Source organism: Enterobacter sp. HK-058-C-ECC, from assembly GCF_047531125.1.
GTDB classification, from domain to species: domain Bacteria; phylum Pseudomonadota; class Gammaproteobacteria; order Enterobacterales; family Enterobacteriaceae; genus Enterobacter; species Enterobacter quasiroggenkampii.
This window is the reverse complement of the sequence record NZ_JBLKCH010000002.1, coordinates 353,845-375,080: the sequence shown is the minus strand read 5'-3', so window position 1 is coordinate 375,080 and position 21,236 is coordinate 353,845. Positions and strand designations below refer to the sequence as shown.

The window sequence follows — 21,236 nt, the reverse complement described above, 5'->3', positions numbered from 1 at the left end:
TCACTCTCTCTCCATGTTCAGCGGGAAATGACAGGCGTAAAGATGATTTTTGGCCCCGGTCAGGCGTGGCGTCTCGATACATTTACGCTGAGCATACGGACAACGCGGCCCCAGACGACAGCCTATCGGCAACGATTCCAGCAGCGGAATAGCCCCGGGCAGGGTATTCAGGCGGCTCTTATGCGGCATGGCGCTGCCAAAATCGGGAATAGCGCGGATTAGCGCCTGCGTATACGGGTGGTGCGGTGCGGTGATCAGGTCTTCACTCGGCGCGGTTTCGACCGTTTGTCCGCAATACATCACGTCAATTTTATCCGCCCATTTGCTGAGCATTTGCAGGTCATGGCTGATCAGCAAAATGGTGGTGTTGTTGTTCTGGTTGAGACGCGACAGCAGGCGGAAGATTTGCGCCTGCGTGGTGGGTTCCATCGCGTTCGTCGGTTCATCCGCAATCAGCAAACGCGGCTGATTAGCCAGCGCGATGGCAATCATCACTTTCTGACATTCACCGTCGGTCAGCTCGTACGGGAAGCTGCGCATCGCATCTTTGTGATCTTTGATCCCGACGCGGTGTAAAAGCTCAATGGCGCGACGCTTGCGCCAGCCAACGCGCTGCCACCAGCGACCTTTATAGGTCCAGCCGGGGATGTTCTGCATCAGCTGTTTGCCCACGCGTTCGGACGGGTCGAGACAGGACTGCGGCTCCTGGAAAATCATCGAGACGTTATGACCGACCAGCTTACGCCGCTCGCGGGGAGAGAGGCGCAGCAGGTCGATATCATCAAACCGCATACGGTCGGCGGTCACGCGCCAGTTATCTTTCGCCACGCCGCAGATGGCTTTGGCGATCAGGCTTTTGCCTGAGCCGGATTCCCCCACCAGCCCGCGGATTTCACCTTCCGCGAGGGTGATACTGATGCGATCGACGGCTTTAACCCAACCTTCACCGGTTTTGAATTCAATGGTGAGGTTGCGAATATCAAGAAGCGGCATTATTGCACCCCCGCGTTAATTGCACGGCGAATACCGTCGCCCAGCAGGTTGATTAGCAGCACGCTCACCATAATGGCCGCACCCGGCAGCATAACCGTCCACGGCGCCACGTAAATTAACTCCAGCGCGTCACCGAGCATCGCACCCCATTCAGGCGACGGCAGCTGCGCGCCGAGGTCGAGGAAGCCGAGCGCCGCGATGTCCAGAATCGCCATCGACAGGGCGCGGGTGATCTCGGTGACCAGCCCGGACGCGATGTTAGGCAGCACGGCAAACCACAGAATGTTGAAGGTTGTCGCGCCGTCCAGACGCGCAGCGACGACATACTCTTTTTCCAGCTCGTCATGCACCATGCTGTAAACCGAGCGCACGATGCGGGGCAGGATAGCCAGCCAGACGGCGAACATGGCATGCGACAGGTGCGGACCGGCAAAGGCAACCACAATGATCGCCAGCAGCAGAGACGGAATCGACAGCAACGTATCCAGAATGTGGTTAAGCACCGCCGAGCGCAGGCCATGCGTGGATCCCGCAAAAATACCCAGCGCCAGCCCGCAGATCGTGGCCGCGAGCGTCACCACAAACGCGCCGCCCACCGTCGGGGCCGCACCGCTCAGCAGGCGGCTCAACACGTCACGTCCGAGGTCGTCCGTTCCCAGGAAGAAGGAGACTTCCCCGTAGCGGGACCAGGACGGCGGCAGCAGCTGATAGCCAAGGAATTGCTGGTCAATGCCGTACGGCGCAAACCAGGAGCCAAAGACGCACAGCAACACCAGACCGGCACAGCCATAAAGGCCGATCATTGCCGTGGTATCGCCATAGAATTTACGCCACACGGTACGCAGCACACCGGGTGTGCGCTTTTCACTGTATACGCTATCGTAAGGCATACCATTCCTTATGCTTCAATGGGTTGGCCATGGCACCCAGAATATCGGACAACACGTTGACAATAATCACCAGCGAACCAATCACCATCACGCCTGCGGAAATCGCGGCGTAGTCCTGCTGGCGGATAGCGTTAATCAGCCACCGCCCCAGGCCAGGCCAGCTAAAGACCATCTCGGTGATCATGGCCAGCGTGAGCATGGTGGAAAACTGTAATCCCAGACGCGGAATAACCGGCGGCAGCGCGTTATGCAGGACGTTGCGGCGCAGGATGGTCAGGCGCGACAGTCCGCGCGTGGCGGCGGCTTTGACATAGTTCTGGTCAAACACCTCGATGGTGCTCAGGCGCATCAGGCGGATCACTTCGGTTGTTGGCGCAACCGCCAGCGTCAGCACCGGCAATACCATATGGCGCAGGGCGCTGACGATCATCTCGTGACGCCACACCGAATCAGACAGCCACGCATCGATGATGGCAAAGCCCGTCACCGATTTAACCGTGTAGAGCAGGTCAAAACGGCCAGAAACCGGTAGCCAGCCCATTGTCAGCGAGAAGAAAAGCGTCAGCAGTAGCGCCAGCCAGAAAACCGGGATGGAGAAGCCGAGCAGGGCGAGGGCGCTGATAAACTTATCCTGCCATTTGTTGCGATATATTCCGGCCAGCATGCCCACGGGGATCCCGACCATCAGGGCAAAACCGAAGGCCAGAATGCACAGTTCCATCGTGGCCGGGAAAACCTCTTTCAACTGATCGGAAATAAGCTGCCCGTTAATGCTGGATACGCCGAAATCCCAGTGCAGCAGTCCGTTAAACCAGAAGAGCCAGGCATCCCACAGCGACGATCCCTGGAGCGGGGCGTGGGGCGTGAAATAGCTCAGACTAAAGCCGACAAAGTTCAGGAAAAAGAGCGTCACCAGCAGCAAAAGGAGCCGACGCAAGGTAAAAATAATCATGGTTTTTTCACCTCTTGTTCTTTTTCACGCGACACGCCGGCGAACGAGGCGTTGCCAAACGGGCTCAGCACCAGGCCTTTAATATCATAGCGATACGCCTGAAGGCGCAGGGAAGAGGCCAGCGGCAGCACCGGCAGTTCCTGAGCAAGGATCTTCTGCGCTTCATCATAGGCGTCGATGCGCGAGGCCAGCTGTTGGGAAGCCAGCGCTTTTTGCAGCACGGCGTCAAACTCCCGGTTACACCAGTGGGCGTAATTGGTCTGTGAGTTGATCGCCGCACAGCTCAGCAGCGGCCGGAAGAAGCTGTCCGGGTCGTTGCTGTCGGTGGCCCAACCGGTGAGGGTTAAATCATGATTCATATCCATCAGGCGCGCCTCCTGGAAACGGCCCTCTACCGGTACGATGATCACTTTAACGCCTACCTGCGCCATATCCGCCTGCAGCAGTTCGGCGGTCTTGAGTGGGCTGGGGTTCCACGCCTGGGAGCTGGTGGGCACCCAAAGCTGCAGCGTGAGGTTTTCTGCCCCCAGTGCTTTCAGCTGTTCACGCGCTTTTGCTGGATTGTATTCCGTAATTTTAGCCTCACCGTCGTAGGCCCACGAGGCGCGCGGTAAAATTGAGGCGGCGGTTTCCGCCGTGCCGTAATAGATCGACTGCATCAGACGCTGGTTGTTAATGGCCAGCGCCAGAGCGTGTCGAACGGCAGGGTTATTCAACGGTGGCTTATCCGTGTTAAAGGCCAGATACGCGATATTCATCCCCGGGCGTAGCGTCAGACGCAGACGCGGATCGTCGCGCAAAATCGTGAGCTGGCTGGCTGCGGGCCAGGCAAGCACGTCACATTCCCCGGTGAGCAGTTTCGAGAGCCGCCCCGTTCCGCCAGAGCCGAGATCCACCACCACCTGCGGCATCAGCGGCGTACCGCGCCAGAAGTGTTCATGGCGCTGCAGACGAATATATTGACCGGCGCGATATTCGGCCAGCTGGAACGGACCGGTGCCAACCGGCTGGCGATCGAGCAGTTCCTGACGATCTTTTTTCGTCAGCTGAGCCGCGTATTCGGCCGACATAACGGATGCATAGTGGGTTGCCAGGTGCCAGAGGAAGGAGGCATCCGGGCGCGTCAGCGTGAATTCAACCGTGCGGTTGTCGAGCTTACGTACGCTTTTCACGGTGTCGGCAAACTGCAGGCTGTCGAAATAGGGGAAATTGCTGCCGTTAACGTTATGCCACGGATGGTTGCGGTTGAAGATACGCTGGAAGGTGAAGACCACGTCATCCGCGTTCAGCTTGCGCGAGGGGGTAAACCACGGCGTACGCTGAAACGCGACATCATCGCGCAGGTGAAAACGGTAGGTGGCGCCGTTATCCAGTACTTCCCAGCTTTCCGCAAGCTCGGGCACGAGACGGTAGGTGTACGGGTCAACATCCAGCAGACGATCGTAAAGCTGCGCGGCAAGGGTATCCACAATCAGGCCGCTGCCGGCTTTTTGCGGGTTAAAGGTATCCACCTGGCCGCTTACGCAATAGACGAAGCCGCTGTCACGAATGTCAGGCTGCGGCGTTTGCCCGGGCGCGGCAAAGGCCTGGCTGCTAAACAGACCAAGTGCAAAAAAGGACGATAAAACCAGACGCATAATTTTTAAGGTTTTTAGGTTCGATCTGCAAAGTGTATCGCACTTACGCCTGCTTCGTAAAAATGTCTATGGTAAGTGCTGATATTGTCAGCGCATTTGATGCTTTTTGAGCAATGCCCTTAACTGATGGTAGGTCAGACCCAGCAGTTCAGCCGCCCGTTTCTGGTTGTATTTCGCCATCTTCAGGCTTTGCTCCAGCAACTGTTTCTCCTGGTCGTGCTGGAACTGGCGTAGATCAAGGGGAAGAGCAGGGGCGTCGCCTGGAGATGCTGGTGCGGGCAAGGGCGGCACGCCGCGCTGGAAAGGATCGATAATGATGTTGTCCAGCTCCGTCTCGCTGCTGCCGTGGCGATAGACGGAACGCTCCACGACGTTTTTCAGCTCGCGGATATTGCCCGGCCAGTGGTACGCGAGCAGCGTCTCCCGTGCATAATCGCTGAAGCCGGGGAACAGCGGCAGTCCGAGCTCGCGGCACATCTGAATCGCAAACTGGTCTGCCAGCAGCATAATGTCGCTTCTTCGCTCGCGCAGCGGAGGAAGCTGCACGACGTCAAAGGCCAGGCGGTCGAGCAGGTCGGCACGGAATTTTTCCTCTGCCACCCTCTCCGGCAGGTTGGCGTTAGTGGCGCACACCAGGCGCACGTTCACCTGCAGCGGCTGACTACCGCCGACGCGCTCCAGTTCGCCGTATTCAATCACGCGTAGCAGTTTCTCCTGCACCAGCATGGGCGCGGTGGCCAGCTCATCAAGAAACAGCGTTCCGCCGTCGGCGCGCTCAAAGCGTCCGGGATGGCGTTTCTGGGCGCCGGTAAACGCGCCCGCCTCATGGCCGAAGAGCTCGGTGTCGAGCAGGTTTTCATTCAGCGCCGCGCAGTTAAGGGAAATGAAGGGGCCGTCCCAGCGCCCGGATAAATAGTGCAGACGGTTGGCGATGAGTTCCTTACCCGTACCGCGCTCGCCGATAATCAGCACCGGTTTATTGAGCGGCGCCAGGCGAGAAACCTGTTCCAGCACTTCCAGAAAGCTGTTTGCTTCGCCGAGTAAATTGTCTTTGTATCCAGGCATGATGAAATTAACCACTCCTTAGCGATATTCACCAAGCAAGAATAGTTCTTCACTGCATGAAAATCAACCATGGCCTGTTAAATCAATAAGATAAAAAGTTGGCATGAGATTTGTATTATCTGTACAGCAGGGCATCGCCCGATAACATAACTATGAGGAGTCAATTATGGGTATTTTTTCTCGTTTTGCCGACATCGTGAACGCCAACATCAACTCACTGCTGGAGAAAGCGGAAGATCCGCAGAAGCTGGTGCGTCTGATGATTCAGGAAATGGAAGACACGCTGGTTGAAGTCCGCTCTACCTCCGCCCGCGCGCTGGCGGAGAAAAAACAGCTTACGCGTCGTATTGAACAGGCCACCGCTCAGCTGAACGAATGGCAGGAAAAAGCAGAGCTCGCGCTGCGCAAAGACAAAGAGGATCTGGCCCGTGCGGCGCTGATCGAAAAACAGAAGCTGGCAGACATGGTCGCGACGCTCGAGCATGAAGTGACGCTGGTGGATGACACGCTCACCCGCATGAAAAAAGAGATTGGCGAGCTGGAAAACAAGCTGAGCGAAACCCGCGCGCGTCAGCAGGCGCTGACCCTGCGTCATCAGGCGGCAAGCTCTTCCCGTGACGTGCGTCGCCAGCTCGACAGCGGTAAGCTGGATGAAGCGATGGCCCGTTTTGAGTCCTTTGAGCGTCGTATCGACCAGATGGAAGCGGAAGCCGAAAGTCACGGTATCGGTAAGCAGAAGTCGCTGGATCAGCAGTTTGCTGACCTCAAGGCCGATGATGAAATCAGCGAGCAGCTGGCGGCACTGAAAGCCAAAATGAAGCAAGATAACCAATAATAATTCGTGCGGCACCTGAACGTGCCGCATCGTAAGACAAGGAGTACACATGAGCGCGCTTTTTCTGGCTATTCCCCTGACTATTTTCGTGCTGTTCGTTTTGCCGATTTGGCTATGGCTGCACTACAGCAACCGTTCCTCACGGGGCGAGCTCTCCCAGAGTGAACAACAGCGTCTGGTACAGCTCTCCGATGAGGCGAACAAAATGCGTGAACGCATTCAGGCGCTGGAAGCCATCCTGGATGCTGAACATCCAAACTGGAGGGACCGTTAATGTCTGGACTGAATCTGAACAAAAAGCTGTGGCGAATTCCACAGCAGGGCATGGTACGCGGCGTCTGTGCCGGGCTGGCTCATTATCTTGACGTCCCGGTTAAGCTGGTACGCGTGGTGACGGTGCTGTCGATCTTCTTTGGTCTGGCATTTATTACCCTGGTCGCGTACATCGTGCTGTCGTTTGTTCTTGACCCGATGCCGGAAGGAGAACTGGCGGCGGAAGGCGCCCCCACCAGCAGCGATCTCCTTAATGCTGTTGATGAACAACTCGCTGCCGGGGAGAAGCGGTTACGGGAAATGGAACGCTATGTCACGTCGGATACTTTTACGCTGAGAAGTCGTTTTCGTCAGCTTTAAGAGAGAGAAGAGATGAAACAACACTGGCAACAGGCCGGTCAGAAGGTTAAACCCGGCCTCAAAATCGCAGGTAAACTGGTCCTGCTGACCGCGTTACGTTTCGGCCCGGCAGGCGTGGCGGGGTGGGCGATAAAATCCGTTGCCCGCAAGCCGGTCAGAATGGTTCTGGCCGTGGCGCTCGAACCGCTGTTGCAAAAAGTGGCAAAACGGCTGTCGCGCCGCTACTTGTCCCAGTAATTCCCTCACGCGTTAGCCCTTACTCTTCCAGGAGAGGGGCTGGCGATGATTAACCGCACTTCCTCGTTAACCCTGCTTTCTTTGCGGCAGCTCACAATATTGTGCTGAGCTGCTTTGCAATCGTGTTTTTCTCCTGCCCGGTCCGTTGACAGATATTTTTCATGGGAGTAGATTGCCACCCCGTGGGACCGCTACCATGGAAAATCAAGTGAACGAAAAAATTAAAGCACTCATTAATCTTGTTTATGGAAAAACGTTTTCTGAAGCACATCTTCATGTGCTGCTGGAAAATATTGAAAAGGCCGCCTCTGTTATTACAGAAAAGCGTAAAATGGGCTGGGATGAAAAAGATGTCGTTCTGATAACCTATGCCGACCAGTTTTCAGCGAAAGGGGAGAAAGCACTCCCTGTTTTTACACGTTTTTATAACAAATGGCTTTCGCGTTCTTTTTCTCATGTCCATCTTTTGCCTTTTTATCCGTGGTCCTCGGACGACGGCTTTTCTGTCATTGATTATCATGAAGTTGCGCCTGAAACCGGAACATGGCGAGATGTTGCTGAATTAAAACAGTCAGCTAGCCTGATGTTTGATTTCGTCTGCAATCATATGTCGGCCAAAAGTGCCTGGTTTGCTAATTACCTGAAGCAAATGCCAGGGTATGATGATTTCTTTATTTCTGTCGATCCTGAAACAGATTTATCCGCGGTGACGCGTCCGCGTGCCTTACCGCTTCTTACCCCTTTCACGCTTCATGATGGCAGCGTACGACACCTGTGGACCACCTTTAGTGAGGACCAGGTTGATCTCAACTTCGCCTCTCCGCAGGTGCTGATTGCGATGGTCGACGTGCTGCTGCATTACCTTATTGAAGGGGCGCGATATATTCGACTGGATGCCGTTGGGTTCATGTGGAAAATACCGGGAACGAGCTGCATTCACCTTGAGCAAACCCACCAGCTCATCCAGCTTTTCCGCGCCATTACCGAGGCGGTTGCCCCCGGCACGGTGATAATCACCGAGACGAACGTTCCGCATAAAGATAACGTCTCTTACTTCGGTAACGGCGAAAATGAAGCGCAGATGGTTTATCAGTTCTCGTTGCCCCCGCTGGTGCTGCATGCGGTGCATTGTCAGGATGTGCGCACGCTGAGTCAGTGGGCGGCGTCGCTTACGTTGCCTTCTACCAAAACCACCTGGTTCAACTTCCTGGCCTCGCATGATGGCATTGGTCTTAACCCATTACGCGGAATATTACCTGAGTCGGAGATCCTCTCGCTTGTAGAGAAGCTTCAGTCTGAAGGCGCGTTGGTTAACTGGAAAAATAATCCGGATGGCACGCGAAGCCCTTATGAAATTAATGTGACCTATCTGGATGCATTAAGTACGCGAGAAAGCCATGATAGCGATCGTATTGCCCGGTTTATTCTGGCCCATGCCGTCCTTTTAAGCTTCCCCGGTGTACCTGCGATTTATATTCAGAGTGTTCTCGGCTCCCGTAATGATTATGACGGGGTAGAGCGTCTGGGATATAACCGTGCGATAAATCGCGAAAAATATACCGCAGGACAAATTGATAGTGCGCTTGAAGATAAAAATAGTCTGCGTTATCAGGTCTATTGTGCGTTAAGCCAGTTAATCGAACTGCGTCGTGCGGAAAAAGCATTCCACCCTGACAGTCAGGCTTATTTTAGCACGTCAGGTGAGCATGTTTTAAAAATTGTTCGCGTGGCGGATTGTGGTGAAAAAATAACAGCGCTATTTAATTTCAGTGATGCTCCTCAAACGGTTGAATCTGATATTCACGCCGGAAGGGAATTGATTAGCGGAGAAGATATTACCGATACGACTCTGACCCTAAATCCATGGCAGGTTTTGTGGATTAAAGAAAACTAAAAAGGACCTTAAACATGAAAACACCCAGAATTGTGCTGATATCAGCACTGGTTTCGTGCGCCCTGTTATCAGGCTGTAAGGATGACAAAGCGTCCTCTGTCACCATTGAGTTTATGCACTCGTCGGTAGAGCAGGAGCGTCAGGCCGTTATTACGAAACTGATCGAAAAATTCGAGAAAGAGAACCCTGACATCACGGTAAAACAGGTACCGGTGGAAGAGGATGCCTACAACACCAAGGTGATTACGCTGGCAAGAACCGGCGCGCTGCCTGAAGTGATTGAGGTCAGCCATGATTACGCAAAAGTGATGGATAAAGAACAGCTTCTGGATCGTGACGCTATCGCTGAAGCCGTTAAGGCGGTGGGGGAAAACACCTTCTATGACGGAATCTTACGCGTAGTCCGTACGGAAGATGGCGCAGCCTGGACGGGCGTGCCGGTCAGCGCCTGGCTTTCCGGCGTCTGGTATCACAAAGATGTGCTGGCCGCGGCGGGCATTGAGGAGCCGCATAACTGGGAACAGCTTCTGCAAGCCAGCCAGCGTCTGAACGACCCGGCTAAAAAGCATTACGGCATCGCGCTGCCGACGGCGGAAAGCGTGATGACCGAGCAGTCATTCTCTCAGTTTGCCCTTTCCGGTGGCGCGAACGTGTTTGATGCAAAAGGCAATGTCGATATCGATACCCCGGAAATGGCAAAAGCGCTGGCGTTTTATAAAGCGCTGGCTGCGACCACCATGCCGGGTTCGAACGATGTCATGGAGATCAAAGACGCCTTCATGAACGGTTCTGCGCCGATGGCGGTTTACTCCACCTACATCCTGCCTGCCGTCTACAAGGACGGAAACCCTTCTAATCTGGGCTTCGTTGTCCCGACTGAAACGTCATCGGCGGTGTACGGCATGATCACCTCGCTCACGATCACCACCGGACAAACCGAAGCGGAGACCAAAGCGGCCGAGAAGTTTGTTACCTGGATGGAACAGGCTCAAAACGCGACGGACTGGGTCATGATGTCGCCGGGCGCGGCGCTGCCGGTAAACAAACTGGTGGTGGGCACGGAGACCTGGAAAAACAACGACGTGATTAAAGCGTTTGGGCAGTTGCCTTATGAGCTGATTGCGCAGTTCCCGAACGTGCAGGTGTTTGGCGCCGTGGGGGATAAAAACTTCACCCGCATGGGCGACGTGACGGGCTCCGGCATTATCAGTTCCATGGTGCATAACGTCACGGTGGGGCAGAAGGACCTTAACACAACGTTAAGCAGCAGCCAGAAGCGACTGACTGATCTCATTACACAACGATAGGAGCGCTCTGCGGAAGGAAATTATGAAGACGTTGTTTTCTGGTCGTTCAGATATGCCTTTCGCCATGCTGCTGTTGGCCCCCAGCCTGATTCTGCTGGGGGGCCTGGTGGCCTGGCCAATGATTTCCAATATTGAAATCAGTTTTTTACGCTTGCCGCTCAATCCGCGCATTAGCGCCGTGTTTGTCGGACTGGACAATTACATTCGCATTCTCAGCGATGCCGCTTTCTGGCACTCGCTGTGGATGACCTTCTGGTACACGGCGCTGGTCGTAATTGGTAGCACGGTGCTGGGTCTTGCCGTCGCCATCTTCTTTAATCGCGAGTTTCGCCTGCGCAAGACGGCACGTTCACTGGTGATTTTATCCTACGTCACGCCGTCTATTTCGCTGGTGTTTGCCTGGAAATACATGTTCAACAACGGCTACGGCATCGTGAACTATCTGGGTGTAGACCTGTTGCACCTGTATGACCAGGCGCCGCTGTGGTTTGACAACCCGAACAGCAGCTTCGTACTGGTGGTGCTGTTCGCGATCTGGCGTTACTTCCCGTACGCGTTTATCTCATTCCTGGCGATTTTACAGACCATTGATAAATCCCTGTATGAAGCGGCGGAAATGGATGGCGCAAATGCCTGGCAGCGTTTTCGTATCGTCACGCTGCCCGCGATTATGCCGGTTCTGGCCACGGTGGTGACGCTTCGCACCATCTGGATGTTCTACATGTTTGCTGACGTCTACCTGCTGACCACGAAGGTCGATATTTTGGGCGTCTATCTCTACAAAACCGCATTCGCTTTCAACGATTTGGGCAAAGCAGCGGCGATCTCTGTGGTGCTGTTCGTGATCATCTTCGCTGTGATTCTGCTGACCAGAAAAAGGGTGAACCTCAATGGCAACAAATAAACGCGTACTGAGCCGTATTGGTTTTTATCTGGGGCTGGCGGTATTTCTGATCATCACGCTTTTCCCGTTCTTCGTGATGCTGATGACGTCATTCAAGAGCGCCAAAGAGGCGATCTCGCTCCATCCGACCATTCTGCCGCAGGCGTGGACGCTGCAGCATTACATCGACATCTTTAACCCGCTGATCTTCCCGTTTGTGGATTACTTCAGAAACAGCATGGTGGTGTCGCTGACCTCATCGGTGATTGCCGTGTTTCTCGGTACGCTGGGCGCTTACGCCTTGTCCAAGCTGCGTTTTAAGGGCCGCACGACGATCAATGCGAGTTTTTACACCGTCTACATGTTCTCCGGCATCTTGCTGGTGGTGCCGTTGTTCAAAATCATCACCGCGCTGGGGATCTACGACACCGAGCTGGCGCTGATTATCACCATGGTGACGCAGACGTTACCGACGGCGGTGTTCATGCTGCGCAGCTACTTCGACACCATTCCGGACGAAATAGAAGAAGCCGCAATGATGGACGGCCTTAACCGCCTGCAAATCATCTTCCGTATTACCGTGCCGCTCGCGATATCCGGGCTCGTATCGGTGTTTGTCTACTGCTTCATGGTGGCGTGGAACGACTATCTGTTTGCGTCCATTTTCCTGTCCAGCGCCAGCAACTTCACCTTGCCGGTCGGGCTGAACACGCTCTTTAGCACACCCGATTATATCTGGGGTCGCATGATGGCGGCATCGCTGGTGACGGCACTTCCGGTGGTCATCATGTACGCCCTGTCTGAACGTTTTATTAAAAGTGGTTTGACCGCCGGTGGCGTGAAGGGCTGAGGCGGCCAATTTTAACAAGGAGTCAATCATGAAAAAATTAGTTGCGACAGCGCCACGCGTGGCGGCGCTCGTAGAGTATGAAGACCGCCCGGTTGCGGGACATGAAGTGAAAATTCGTGCCTGCTTTGGCGCACCGAAACACGGTACCGAAGTGGTGGATTTCCGCGCGGCAAGTCCGTTTATCGATGAAGAGTTCAATGCGGAGTGGCAGATGTTTACCCGGCGCGAAGAGGGGGCGGCCCGCGGGATCGAATTCGGTAAGTTCCAGCTGGGCAATATGATTGTTGGCGACATTATCGAATGCGGCGCTGACGTCACGGAATACCAGACGGGCGATCGCGTCTGCTGTTACGGGCCGCTCCAGGAGACGATCATCGTGAATGCCGTCAACAACTACAAGCTGCGCAAAATGCCGCAGGGTGCCTCCTGGAAGAACGCCGTCTGCTACGATCCGGCACAGTTTGCCATGAGCGGCGTGCGTGATGCCAACGTGCGAGTCGGGGATTTTGTCGTGGTGGTAGGTCTTGGCGCGATTGGGCAGATTGCGATCCAACTGGCGAAAAAAGCCGGCGCGTCAGTCGTCATCGGCGTGGATCCTATCGAACACCGTTGCGACATTGCCCGCCGTCATGGCGCAGACCATTGCCTGAACCCAATCGGCACAGATGTCGGTCTGGAAATTAAAAAGCTGACCGGAAAGCAGGGCGCAGATGTGATCATCGAGACCAGCGGCTTTGCCGATGCGCTGCAGTCCGCACTGCGCGGCCTCGCCTACGGCGGCACCATTTCCTACGTTGCGTTCGCTAAACCGTTCGCTGCAGGCTTCAATCTGGGGCGTGAAGCGCACTTCAACAACGCGAAGATAGTCTTCTCTCGCGCCTGCAGTGAGCCAAACCCGGACTACCCGCGCTGGAGCCGCAAGCGTATTGAAGAGACCTGCTGGGAACTGCTGATGAACGGTTATCTGAATTGTGAAGATCTGATCGACCCGGTCGTGACCTTCACCAGCAGCGCTGAAAGCTACATGAAATATGTGGATCAGCATCCGGAACTGAGCATCAAAATGGGCGTCACTTTTTAAGCTAAGGAAAGCAACTCATGAAAATCGCAACACAAAATCAGGCCTTTTTCCCGGGCAATATCCTGGAGAAATTCGAGTACATCAAAGCGATGGGTTTTGATGGCTATGAAATTGACGGCAAGCTGCTGGTGGAAAACCTCGCCGAGGTGAAAGCGGCGATAAAGGCCACCGGCCTGCCGGTCACGACCGCCTGCGGCGGATACGATGGCTGGATTGGTGACTTTATCGAAGAGCGTCGTCTGAACGGCTTAGCGCAGATTGAACGCATTCTGGAAGCGCTGGCCGAAGTGGGCGGCAAGGGCATTATCGTGCCTGCAGCCTGGGGCATGTTCACCTTCCGTTTACCGCCAATGACTTCACCACGCAGCCTCGAAAGCGACCGCAAAGCGGTAAGTGCTTCGCTGCGCTGGCTGGATGAGGTGGCAGCGCGCACCGGAACCACCGTCTATCTGGAGCCGCTGAACCGCTATCAGGATCACATGATCAACACCCTGGCTGACGCACGACGCTATATCGAAGAGAACGCCCTCAAGCACGTGCAGATCATCGGTGATTTCTATCATATGAACATTGAAGAAGATTCGCTGACGGAGGCGCTGCATCAGCATCGCGATCTGCTGGGCCACGTGCACATCGCTGATAACCACCGTTACCAGCCGGGAAGCGGTAGCCTCGATTTTGCCAGCCTGTTCGATCAGCTGCGTGCGGATAATTACCAGGGCTATGTGGTTTACGAGTGCCGCGTACGTGCTGAAGATCCCGCTCAGGCTTATCGGGATTCCCTCACTTATTTACGTGAATGCTAAGGATGACGAGCGTGATGAGTGCTTCAACAACGTCGCCACTGCGCGTCGCCATCATTGGCGCCGGGCAGGTTGCGGACAAAGTGCATGCCTCGTATTACGCCACGCGCAGTGATGTTCAAATGGTGGCTGTCATGGACAGCCGCCTCGAACAGGCACAGGCTTTTGCGGAGCGTCATGCCATACCGTCGGCGTGGCAGGACGCGTGCGCCATGCTGGAGGCGGTTAAGCCGGACGTGGTGAGCGTTTGTTCGCCAAACCGATTTCATTTTGAGCATGTGATGGCGGCGCTGGAGGCTGGCTGTCATGTGATGTGCGAAAAACCGCCCGCCATGACGCCGCAAGAGGCCGATGAGATGCGGATGGCTGCACGCAAGGCGGGGAAGGTGCTGGCATATGATTTTCATCACCGCTTCGCGCTCGACACGCAGCTGCTGCGCGAGGCCGTGATGAACGGAACGCTGGGCGAAATCTACTTCACCTCGGCGCAGGCGCTGCGGCGCTGTGGCGTGCCGGGCTGGGGCGTCTTCACTAACAAAGCGCTGCAGGGCGGTGGGCCGCTGATTGACATTGGCATTCACATGATGGATGCCGCGATGTACGTACTGGGTTTCCCGGCGGTCAAAAGGGTCACGGCGCACGGCTTCCAGAGGCTGGGAACCCAAAAAAGCAGCGGCCAGTTCGGCGCGTGGGATCCCGCACAGTTTACGGTGGAAGATGCCCTGTTTGGCACTATCGAATTCTGCAACGGCGGCATTTTGCGTCTGGACACCTCGTTCGCGCTGAATATCCGCGAGCAGTCGATCATGAATGTCGCCTTTTGCGGTGAAAAGGCGGGGGCGACGCTTTTCCCGGCCCACGTTTATCAGGACGACGCCGGGACGTTACAAACCCTGGTTCAGCGTGAAGAGGCTGACGACCAGCGCCATTTACGCAGCATGGAGGCCTTTGTCCGCCACGTGCAGGGAGAGCCCGTAATGATTGCAGATGCTGAACAGGGGCTGGTGATTCAGCAGCTTGTCGCGGCGCTTTATCAATCGGCAGAAACAGGGGAAAGCGTAACATTATGCTGAGCGTGTCTGTATTAACCGATCCGGGCTTTTGTCCGCACAGTCTGAATAAGTACGCATCCATTATGGCATGCGGTAACGGCTACATGGGCATTCGCGCTGCGCATGAAGAAGATTACACCCAGCAAACCCGAGGAATGTATCTTGCGGGCCTCTATCATCAGGCGGGACGTAACGAGACCACTGAGCTGATCAATTTGCCCGATATCACCGGTATCGAGGTTGAGCTGGACGGGGTGAATTACACCCTTCTGGCCGGGGACATTCTTGAGTGGCAGCGCGAGCTGGCGTTTGCCAATGGCGAACTGCATCGCCGCGTCGTCTGGCGTTCGCCCAATGGAAAGCGCTATCGCCTGGAGAGTCGTCGTTTTGTCTCTCTGGATCAGCTGCCGCTTGTGGCCATGCAGCTTGCGATCACCCCGCTGGATGATGCCTCGCAGGTGGTGATGAAAACCGGCATTGATGCGACACAAACCAATACGGGCCGGCAACATCTGGATGAAATTTCCGTCAGGGTGTTCGACCAGCACTATATGCAGGGTGTGTATGAAACGCAGGACCGGGCCGCTGATGTTGTCATCTCAGCCTTTTGTCAGCTATCAGCCGACAGCGAAAGCTGCTTTACCGCTAAAAATCGTCGGCTCTCTGCCCACTATTCCCTGACGATACCGCAGGGTGACACTGTCACGATGGATAAGTTTGTCTGGGTGGTCCATCGCAGCGATAAAGCCCTGTCACAGGAATCTTTCGCGCGCGGCGCGCTGGCGGATCTCAAGGTTTGTGCAGCAAGGGGTTATGCCTCGCTGCTGGAAAGTTCAGCCTGCGCATGGGAAGACGTATGGCGTGACGCCAGGGTGGAAGTGGCTTCTGCATCTCCTGACGATCAGATGGCGCTGGACTATGCCGTCTGGCATCTGACCACTATGACGCCAGCCCATGATGAGCGGAGCAGCATTGCCGCTAAGGGATTGACCGGCGAGGGGTATAAAGGCCATGTCTTCTGGGACACCGAAATATTCCTGCTGCCTTTCCATCTTTTCACTCGTCCGCAGGTGGCCCGCAGTCTGCTGCGCTATCGCTGGCTGAACCTGGCCGGGGCCCGGGAAAAAGCCCGCCGCAACGGCTGGCCGGGCGCGCTGTTCCCGTGGGAGAGTGCCGCGAGCGGCAAAGAGGAGACGCCGGAGTTTGCGGCTATCAACATCCGTACGGGCATGCGGCAGAAAGTGGCCTCCGCCCTGGCCGAACACCACATCGTGGCGGACATTGCCTGGGCCGTAGTGGCCTACTGGCAGGCCACGCGCGATGACGCGTTTATGCGTAATGAAGGGCTGACCCTGCTGGTGGAGACGGCAACGTTCTGGATGGGCCGCGCCACGGAGGTCAACGGGCGCCTGGAAATTCATGATGTGATTGGGCCGGACGAATACACCGAGCATGTGAATAACAACGCCTACACCAACTATCTGGCCTGGCACAACGTGGCCAGCGCATGCCGGTTTATGTCGATGTTTGAGCGTGAAGAGGCCTGCTTCATGGAGAAGGCGACCACCTTCCTGGCCCGCTTGTGGCTGCCGGAAGCCGACGCCGGGGGAGTGATCCCGCAGGACGATTCGTTCATGGCGAAACCCGCCATCGATTTAAGCCGCTATAAAGCCAAAGCGGGTAAGCAGACCATCCTGCTGGATTACTCTCGCGCGGAAATTAACGAGATGCAAATCCTCAAGCAGGCTGACGTGGTGATGCTTAACTACCTGTTGCCGGAGAAATTTACCCCAGCCCAGTGCGCGGCCAACCTGGCGTTTTACGAGCCGCGGACGATCCATGACTCTTCGTTGAGCAAGGCTATTCACGGCATTGTGGCCGCCCGCTGTGGCGATACGGAAGGGGCTTACGCCTTCTGGCGCGCTGGCGTGGCTATCGATCTGGGCGACGATCCGCACAGCAGCGATGACGGCATTCATGCTGCGGCCACGGGTGCCATCTGGTCCGGCGTCATTCAGGGGTTTGCTGGCATGCAGATTGTTGAGGGCGAGCTGCACCTTGCGCCGAAGCTACCCGCTCACTGGCGAAAACTTGCCTTCCCGCTGCGCTGGCAGAACGCACGCCTGCGCTTCACGTTTGAAAATGACGTTTTAACCATCGATACCTCCGCGCCCGTCACGTTAACGCTGTGGGGAAAAACGGTTTGCGTATCGGAGCGGCAGGCATTCTCTCGTAGGGAATTTCTTACATCTTTTAATGGGACCGCTACCACGGAGGCCAGCAATGAAGCCTGAAGCGGTTGTATTCGATCTTGATGGGGTTATCACCGATACCGCACATCTGCACTTTCTCGCCTGGCGTTCGGTCGCGCAGGAGATCGGCATCACTATCGATGAGGTGTTTAACGAGGAGCTGAAGGGAATTAGCCGCATGGAATCCCTGCAGCGGATCCTGCGACACGGTGGAAAAGAGGGGGCGTTTGACGATAAACAGTGCCTGGCGCTGGCGCGGAAGAAAAATGCGCTCTACGTCGCATCGCTGTCGTCATTGACCGAGGCGTCGCTGCTGCCGGGTATCCGGGAGGTGCTGGCGGACATTCGGGCGGCAGAGGTCAAAATTGGGCTCGCCTCCGTTTCCCTCAATGCACCTGGAATACTGCATGCCCTGGGTATTCATGACGCCTTTGATTTTTGCGCTGATGCCTCCCGCATTGTCTGTTCAAAACCGGATCCGGAGATCTTCCTCGCCGCCTGTGCTGGCCTGAACGTCCGCCCCGATGCGGCCATTGGGGTCGAAGATGCGCCCGCAGGCGTGGCGGCGATCAACGCGGCGGGCATGCTGTCGGTCGGGATTGGCTCAGGCCTGACCCATGCGGGATTACAGCTTCATTCAACGCAGGAACTGACCTGGAAATGCCTGGCCGATTTCTGGGCCTCCCGGGCGTATTGATAAGGAATTAAAAATGGCACAACTGTCACTGAAACATATTCAGAAAATTTACGATAACCAGGTCCACGTGGTGAAGGATTTTAATCTCGAAATCGAGGACAAGGAGTTTATCGTTTTTGTCGGTCCGTCTGGCTGCGGTAAATCGACAACGCTGCGCATGATTGCCGGGCTGGAGGAGATCTCCGCCGGCGAACTGGTCATCGACGGCGTTTGCATGAACGACGTGCCCGCCAAGTCACGCGACATCGCCATGGTGTTCCAGAACTATGCGCTTTACCCGCATATGACGGTCTACGACAACATGGCCTTTGGCCTGAAGATGCAGAAAATCGCCCCGGCGGTTATCGAAGAGCGCGTTAACTGGGCGGCACAGATCCTCGGCTTACGGGAGTACCTCAAGCGTAAACCCGGCGCGCTGTCCGGTGGCCAGCGTCAGCGCGTGGCGTTGGGCAGGGCGATAGTTCGGGAAGCGGGCGTCTTCCTGATGGATGAACCGCTCTCCAACCTCGATGCCAAGCTTCGCGTGCAAATGCGGGCTGAAATCAGCAAGCTCCATCAGAAGCTCAATACCACGATGATTTACGTGACCCACGATCAGACGGAAGCCATGACGATGGCGACCCGGATTGTGATCTTAAAAGACGGCATTATTCAGCAGGTTGGTGCACCGAAGCAGGTATACAACGAGCCGGCAAACATGTTTGTTGCGGGGTTCATTGGCTCGCCAGCCATGAACTTTGTTCGTGGCGCCATCGACGACCGCTATTTCGTCACGGAAACGCTGCGTCTCGAGATCCCCGAAGACAAACTCGCGTCACTGCATGCCGCAGGGTACCAGCGTAAAGCCGTGGTCTTTGGGATCCGCCCGGAAGATATTCTCACCCAGCAGAGTAGCGGTGAAAACATCGCGGCAAAAGTCAGCGTGGCCGAACTGACCGGTGCAGAGTTCATGCTCTACGCCACCGTTGGTGGCCATGAACTGGTTGTTCGCGCGGGAGCCGCGAATGATTATGCCGCTGGGGATAATATCGGCATCCAGTTCGATATGAATAAGTGCCATTTCTTCGACGCTGAAACCGAAGCGGCTATTAGATAAGAAAGGTGTTCGCCGGAAATACCCATTTCCGGTTTTTTTGTTTGTTACTTATAAAGGGAATATTTGATGAGTACTCTACTAAAAAGTGCTGCGCTCGTGCTGTGCGCAGGGGTTAGCTGTGCACATGCAACAGAAACGGCTAAACAGTGGGAATTTAATATTGGCGCGATGTATGAAATAGAAAACGTCGAAGGCCAGGGGGAGGATAAAGACGGGTTATATGAACCTTCCGTGTGGTTTAATGCAACCTGGGATGCCTGGACTATTTCGCTGGCAATGTATCAGGAAGGGCCGGTTGATTATAGCAGCATGACCCGTGGCACCTATTTTGATCGCCCGGAATTTGAATTACGCTATCGCTTTATCGGAACCGATGATTTTACGTTCGGTCTGACCGGCGGCTTCCGTAATTATGGTTATCACTTTAAGGATGAACACGGCGCCAGAGACGGCAGCGCAAATATGCAGCGCTACAAAATTCAGCCTGACTGGGATATAAAATTAACCGACGACTGGCGTTTTGGCGGCTGGTTTGCCATGTATCAATTTGCCAACGATCTGGAAAAAACCGGCTATTCAGACAGCCGCGTCGAAACCGAAACGGGCTTTACCTGGACCATAAACGAAACCTTTGCCGCTAAAGTAAATTACTATTTAGAGCGCGGTTTCAATATGGACGGTTCACGTAATAACGGCGAGTTCTCCACCCAGGAGATTCGCGCGTATCTCCCTATTTCGTTGGGCCAGACGACCTTAACGCCTTACACCCGCCTGGGGCTCGATCGCTGGTCGAACTGGGACTGGCAGGACGATCCTGAGCGTGAAGGGCATAATTTCAACCGCCTGGGTATGCAGTACGCCTATGACTTCAACAACGGCTTATCCATGACGCTTGAATACGCCTATGAATGGGAAAACCATGACGAGGGTGACAACGACCGCTTCCACTATGCGGGCGTTGGGGTAAATTACGCGTTCTGACCGAGGGGCTTCCAGGGGCTACATGCCCCTGGTTTTAGCGCAGCGAGGCCGCCAGTAAAAAATGCGTATTGACAAGCACTTTTTGCGGGGCGGGATGACCCGCGATACGCCTGAAGAGAAGATCACAGCTCTCTTCCCCCAGTTTTCGGGTAGGGATATCAAAGCCGCCAGGTGCGGGCGTTAAAATGAGAGACAACATCGGGTCGCTGTATCCGGCTATCACCACCTGTTCCGGAATCATCAGATTCAACTCATCCGCCGCGCGATAAAGGCCGAGTAATTTCATGCTGTCGGTAGCAAATACGGCATCAGGTGGCGTGGGTGATGAGAGCAATTCCAGAGCCGCTTTAAGCGCACTCTCATGGGTATAACCGCCGTCCATGATCCAGTTCGGGTTCATCGCAATATGGTGCTTTTCCAGACTGGCTTTATAACCCGCCAGGCGATCGATCGAAACATGATAATCAAGCGGCGCATGCAGACAGGCAATTTTCTTGCGGCCGTTTTTAATAAAGGTTTCCGTTAGCGTGGCGCTGTCATGAAAATTATCCGTGTCGACGGAGTAAATATTCTGATACTCACCTTCCACTTTACCGATAACCACTACCGGTACGCCATACGCATCCAGCGTGGTGAAAAAGGATTCATTTGCGGGCGAACTCAGCATGATGATCCCTTTGATCATCTTCTGTTTTATTTTACTCACGCATTTCAGCAGATCGTCTTCACTGCTTTTTGAGGTTTGTAAAATAACATCGAATCCTTCTTCTTCCGCTTTTGCCGTAATGGCATGAAGGACATCGGAGAAAAAAGGGTTGCCGGCAGTGGTTTTGGTTGAACGGGTCGAAATAACCATAATGGCATCGAATCCTGAAGAGGTCAGGGCGCGAGCCAGTTTGTTGGGCTGATAATTTAATTCATCAATCGCCTTCAGCACTTTGTCACGTGCTTCGGGAGAAATATTCGTTTGTTTATTCAGAACGCGGGAAACGGTTGATTTCGATACGCCCGCAACCCGTGCGATATCATAAATGGTGGGTGACATACACCTTACTCACTCAGAACTGACAGCAATGTCGTTCATCTTACTGGAGAAAA

The 21,236-nt window shown here is 55.0% G+C and carries 21 protein-coding genes; 15 read left to right on the top strand and 6 right to left on the bottom strand.

The window, feature by feature from the left end; all coding sequences use genetic code 11:
* From sapD to pspF, 5 genes are all read right to left on the bottom strand, one after another.
* A complete protein-coding gene (gene sapD / locus ACMWJS_RS05835; RefSeq protein ID WP_008501228.1) occupies positions 1–993 on the bottom strand; it encodes a putrescine export ABC transporter ATP-binding protein SapD in 993 nt (330 codons plus the stop codon).
* The gene (gene sapC, locus ACMWJS_RS05830; protein WP_045908876.1) at positions 993–1,883 is read right to left on the bottom strand and encodes a putrescine export ABC transporter permease SapC; all 891 of its coding nucleotides are present in this window, start codon (positions 1,881–1,883) and stop codon (positions 993–995) included. The genes sapD and sapC overlap by 1 nt, the downstream gene beginning before the upstream one ends.
* A complete protein-coding gene (sapB, locus tag ACMWJS_RS05825; protein ID WP_023616846.1) occupies positions 1,870–2,835 on the bottom strand; it encodes a putrescine export ABC transporter permease SapB in 966 nt (321 codons plus the stop codon). Before sapB ends, sapC begins: the two co-directional genes overlap by 14 nt.
* Positions 2,832–4,472, bottom strand: a complete 1,641-nt coding sequence (gene sapA / locus ACMWJS_RS05820) for an ABC transporter substrate-binding protein SapA (protein WP_045908875.1) — start codon at positions 4,470–4,472, stop codon at positions 2,832–2,834. Before sapA ends, sapB begins: the two co-directional genes overlap by 4 nt.
* An 87-nt stretch (positions 4,473–4,559) precedes the next feature.
* Entirely contained in the window at positions 4,560–5,537 is a 978-nt protein-coding gene (pspF, locus tag ACMWJS_RS05815; RefSeq protein ID WP_334760916.1) for a phage shock protein operon transcriptional activator, read from the bottom strand.
* Between the two features lie 166 nt (positions 5,538–5,703).
* Here pspF and pspA point away from each other — a divergent pair, with 166 nt between their 5' ends.
* From pspA to ACMWJS_RS05740, 15 genes are all read left to right on the top strand, one after another.
* The gene (pspA, locus tag ACMWJS_RS05810; RefSeq protein WP_023617933.1) at positions 5,704–6,372 is read left to right on the top strand and encodes a phage shock protein PspA; all 669 of its coding nucleotides are present in this window, start codon (positions 5,704–5,706) and stop codon (positions 6,370–6,372) included.
* A 49-nt stretch (positions 6,373–6,421) separates the two neighbouring features.
* Positions 6,422–6,646 (top strand): envelope stress response membrane protein PspB, encoded by a 225-nt coding sequence (gene pspB / locus ACMWJS_RS05805; protein ID WP_023312045.1) that lies wholly within the window; start codon positions 6,422–6,424, stop codon positions 6,644–6,646.
* Positions 6,646–7,005 (top strand): envelope stress response membrane protein PspC, encoded by a 360-nt coding sequence (gene pspC / locus ACMWJS_RS05800; protein WP_023617934.1) that lies wholly within the window; start codon positions 6,646–6,648, stop codon positions 7,003–7,005. Before pspB ends, pspC begins: the two co-directional genes overlap by 1 nt.
* Before the next feature lie 12 nt (positions 7,006–7,017).
* Positions 7,018–7,242, top strand: a complete 225-nt coding sequence (gene pspD, locus ACMWJS_RS05795) for a phage shock protein PspD (RefSeq protein ID WP_023312043.1) — start codon at positions 7,018–7,020, stop codon at positions 7,240–7,242.
* A 196-nt stretch (positions 7,243–7,438) separates the two neighbouring features.
* On the top strand, positions 7,439–9,136 hold the full coding sequence (locus ACMWJS_RS05790) for an alpha-amylase family glycosyl hydrolase (protein ID WP_334760914.1): 1,698 nt from the start codon (positions 7,439–7,441) through the stop codon (positions 9,134–9,136).
* Positions 9,137–9,150: 14 nt separating this feature from the next.
* Positions 9,151–10,443, top strand: a complete 1,293-nt coding sequence (locus ACMWJS_RS05785) for an ABC transporter substrate-binding protein (RefSeq protein WP_063621847.1) — start codon at positions 9,151–9,153, stop codon at positions 10,441–10,443.
* Between the two features lie 22 nt (positions 10,444–10,465).
* Positions 10,466–11,347, top strand: coding sequence for a carbohydrate ABC transporter permease (locus ACMWJS_RS05780; RefSeq protein WP_045908871.1), 882 nt, complete (start codon positions 10,466–10,468; stop codon positions 11,345–11,347).
* Entirely contained in the window at positions 11,334–12,176 is an 843-nt protein-coding gene (locus ACMWJS_RS05775) for a carbohydrate ABC transporter permease (protein WP_008501243.1), read from the top strand. Before ACMWJS_RS05780 ends, ACMWJS_RS05775 begins: the two co-directional genes overlap by 14 nt.
* A gap of 28 nt (positions 12,177–12,204) precedes the next feature.
* On the top strand, positions 12,205–13,257 hold the full coding sequence (locus ACMWJS_RS05770; protein ID WP_334760909.1) for a zinc-binding alcohol dehydrogenase: 1,053 nt from the start codon (positions 12,205–12,207) through the stop codon (positions 13,255–13,257).
* Positions 13,258–13,274: 17 nt separating this feature from the next.
* Complete coding sequence (locus tag ACMWJS_RS05765) at positions 13,275–14,063, top strand: sugar phosphate isomerase/epimerase family protein (protein WP_414746788.1); 789 nt, start codon at positions 13,275–13,277, stop codon at positions 14,061–14,063.
* An 11-nt stretch (positions 14,064–14,074) separates the two neighbouring features.
* Positions 14,075–15,133 (top strand): Gfo/Idh/MocA family protein, encoded by a 1,059-nt coding sequence (locus ACMWJS_RS05760; protein WP_414746787.1) that lies wholly within the window; start codon positions 14,075–14,077, stop codon positions 15,131–15,133.
* Positions 15,127–17,406, top strand: coding sequence for a glycoside hydrolase family 65 protein (locus ACMWJS_RS05755; RefSeq protein ID WP_414746786.1), 2,280 nt, complete (start codon positions 15,127–15,129; stop codon positions 17,404–17,406). The genes ACMWJS_RS05760 and ACMWJS_RS05755 overlap by 7 nt, the downstream gene beginning before the upstream one ends.
* A complete protein-coding gene (pgmB, locus tag ACMWJS_RS05750) occupies positions 17,396–18,061 on the top strand; it encodes a beta-phosphoglucomutase (RefSeq protein WP_414746785.1) in 666 nt (221 codons plus the stop codon). The genes ACMWJS_RS05755 and pgmB overlap by 11 nt, the downstream gene beginning before the upstream one ends.
* A 13-nt stretch (positions 18,062–18,074) precedes the next feature.
* Positions 18,075–19,157 (top strand): ABC transporter ATP-binding protein, encoded by a 1,083-nt coding sequence (locus ACMWJS_RS05745; RefSeq protein ID WP_048223583.1) that lies wholly within the window; start codon positions 18,075–18,077, stop codon positions 19,155–19,157.
* A 66-nt stretch (positions 19,158–19,223) separates the two neighbouring features.
* Positions 19,224–20,138, top strand: a complete 915-nt coding sequence (locus ACMWJS_RS05740) for an OmpG family monomeric porin (protein WP_048029790.1) — start codon at positions 19,224–19,226, stop codon at positions 20,136–20,138.
* 34 nt (positions 20,139–20,172) lie between these two features.
* Here the strand turns inward: ACMWJS_RS05740 and ACMWJS_RS05735 are convergent, their stop codons facing one another.
* Positions 20,173–21,183: a LacI family DNA-binding transcriptional regulator gene (locus ACMWJS_RS05735; protein ID WP_414746784.1), complete on the bottom strand. Its 1,011-nt coding sequence runs from the start codon at positions 21,181–21,183 to the stop codon at positions 20,173–20,175.
* Between the last annotated feature and the right edge of the window lie 53 nt (positions 21,184–21,236).

Bases quoted from the DNA above. Each gene is read 5' to 3' on its own strand.
- ACMWJS_RS05735 (WP_414746784.1), bottom strand. From the start codon at position 21,183: ATGTCACCCACCATTTATGATATCGCACGGGTTGCGGGCGTATCGAAA.
- ACMWJS_RS05785 (WP_063621847.1), top strand. From the start codon at position 9,151: ATGAAAACACCCAGAATTGTGCTGATATCAGCACTGGTTTCGTGCGCC.
- ACMWJS_RS05780 (WP_045908871.1), top strand. From the start codon at position 10,466: ATGAAGACGTTGTTTTCTGGTCGTTCAGATATGCCTTTCGCCATGCTG.
- pspA (WP_023617933.1), top strand. From the start codon at position 5,704: ATGGGTATTTTTTCTCGTTTTGCCGACATCGTGAACGCCAACATCAAC.
- pspC (WP_023617934.1), top strand. From the start codon at position 6,646: ATGTCTGGACTGAATCTGAACAAAAAGCTGTGGCGAATTCCACAGCAG.
- ACMWJS_RS05745 (WP_048223583.1), top strand. From the start codon at position 18,075: ATGGCACAACTGTCACTGAAACATATTCAGAAAATTTACGATAACCAG.
- ACMWJS_RS05755 (WP_414746786.1), top strand. From the start codon at position 15,127: ATGCTGAGCGTGTCTGTATTAACCGATCCGGGCTTTTGTCCGCACAGT.
- ACMWJS_RS05740 (WP_048029790.1), top strand. From the start codon at position 19,224: ATGAGTACTCTACTAAAAAGTGCTGCGCTCGTGCTGTGCGCAGGGGTT.
- ACMWJS_RS05765 (WP_414746788.1), top strand. From the start codon at position 13,275: ATGAAAATCGCAACACAAAATCAGGCCTTTTTCCCGGGCAATATCCTG.
- pspD (WP_023312043.1), top strand. From the start codon at position 7,018: ATGAAACAACACTGGCAACAGGCCGGTCAGAAGGTTAAACCCGGCCTC.
- ACMWJS_RS05770 (WP_334760909.1), top strand. From the start codon at position 12,205: ATGAAAAAATTAGTTGCGACAGCGCCACGCGTGGCGGCGCTCGTAGAG.
- ACMWJS_RS05790 (WP_334760914.1), top strand. From the start codon at position 7,439: ATGGAAAATCAAGTGAACGAAAAAATTAAAGCACTCATTAATCTTGTT.
- ACMWJS_RS05775 (WP_008501243.1), top strand. From the start codon at position 11,334: ATGGCAACAAATAAACGCGTACTGAGCCGTATTGGTTTTTATCTGGGG.
- pgmB (WP_414746785.1), top strand. From the start codon at position 17,396: ATGAAGCCTGAAGCGGTTGTATTCGATCTTGATGGGGTTATCACCGAT.
- sapA (WP_045908875.1), bottom strand. From the start codon at position 4,472: ATGCGTCTGGTTTTATCGTCCTTTTTTGCACTTGGTCTGTTTAGCAGC.
- sapD (WP_008501228.1), bottom strand. From the start codon at position 993: ATGCCGCTTCTTGATATTCGCAACCTCACCATTGAATTCAAAACCGGT.
- pspB (WP_023312045.1), top strand. From the start codon at position 6,422: ATGAGCGCGCTTTTTCTGGCTATTCCCCTGACTATTTTCGTGCTGTTC.
- pspF (WP_334760916.1), bottom strand. From the start codon at position 5,537: ATGCCTGGATACAAAGACAATTTACTCGGCGAAGCAAACAGCTTTCTG.
- sapB (WP_023616846.1), bottom strand. From the start codon at position 2,835: ATGATTATTTTTACCTTGCGTCGGCTCCTTTTGCTGCTGGTGACGCTC.
- sapC (WP_045908876.1), bottom strand. From the start codon at position 1,883: ATGCCTTACGATAGCGTATACAGTGAAAAGCGCACACCCGGTGTGCTG.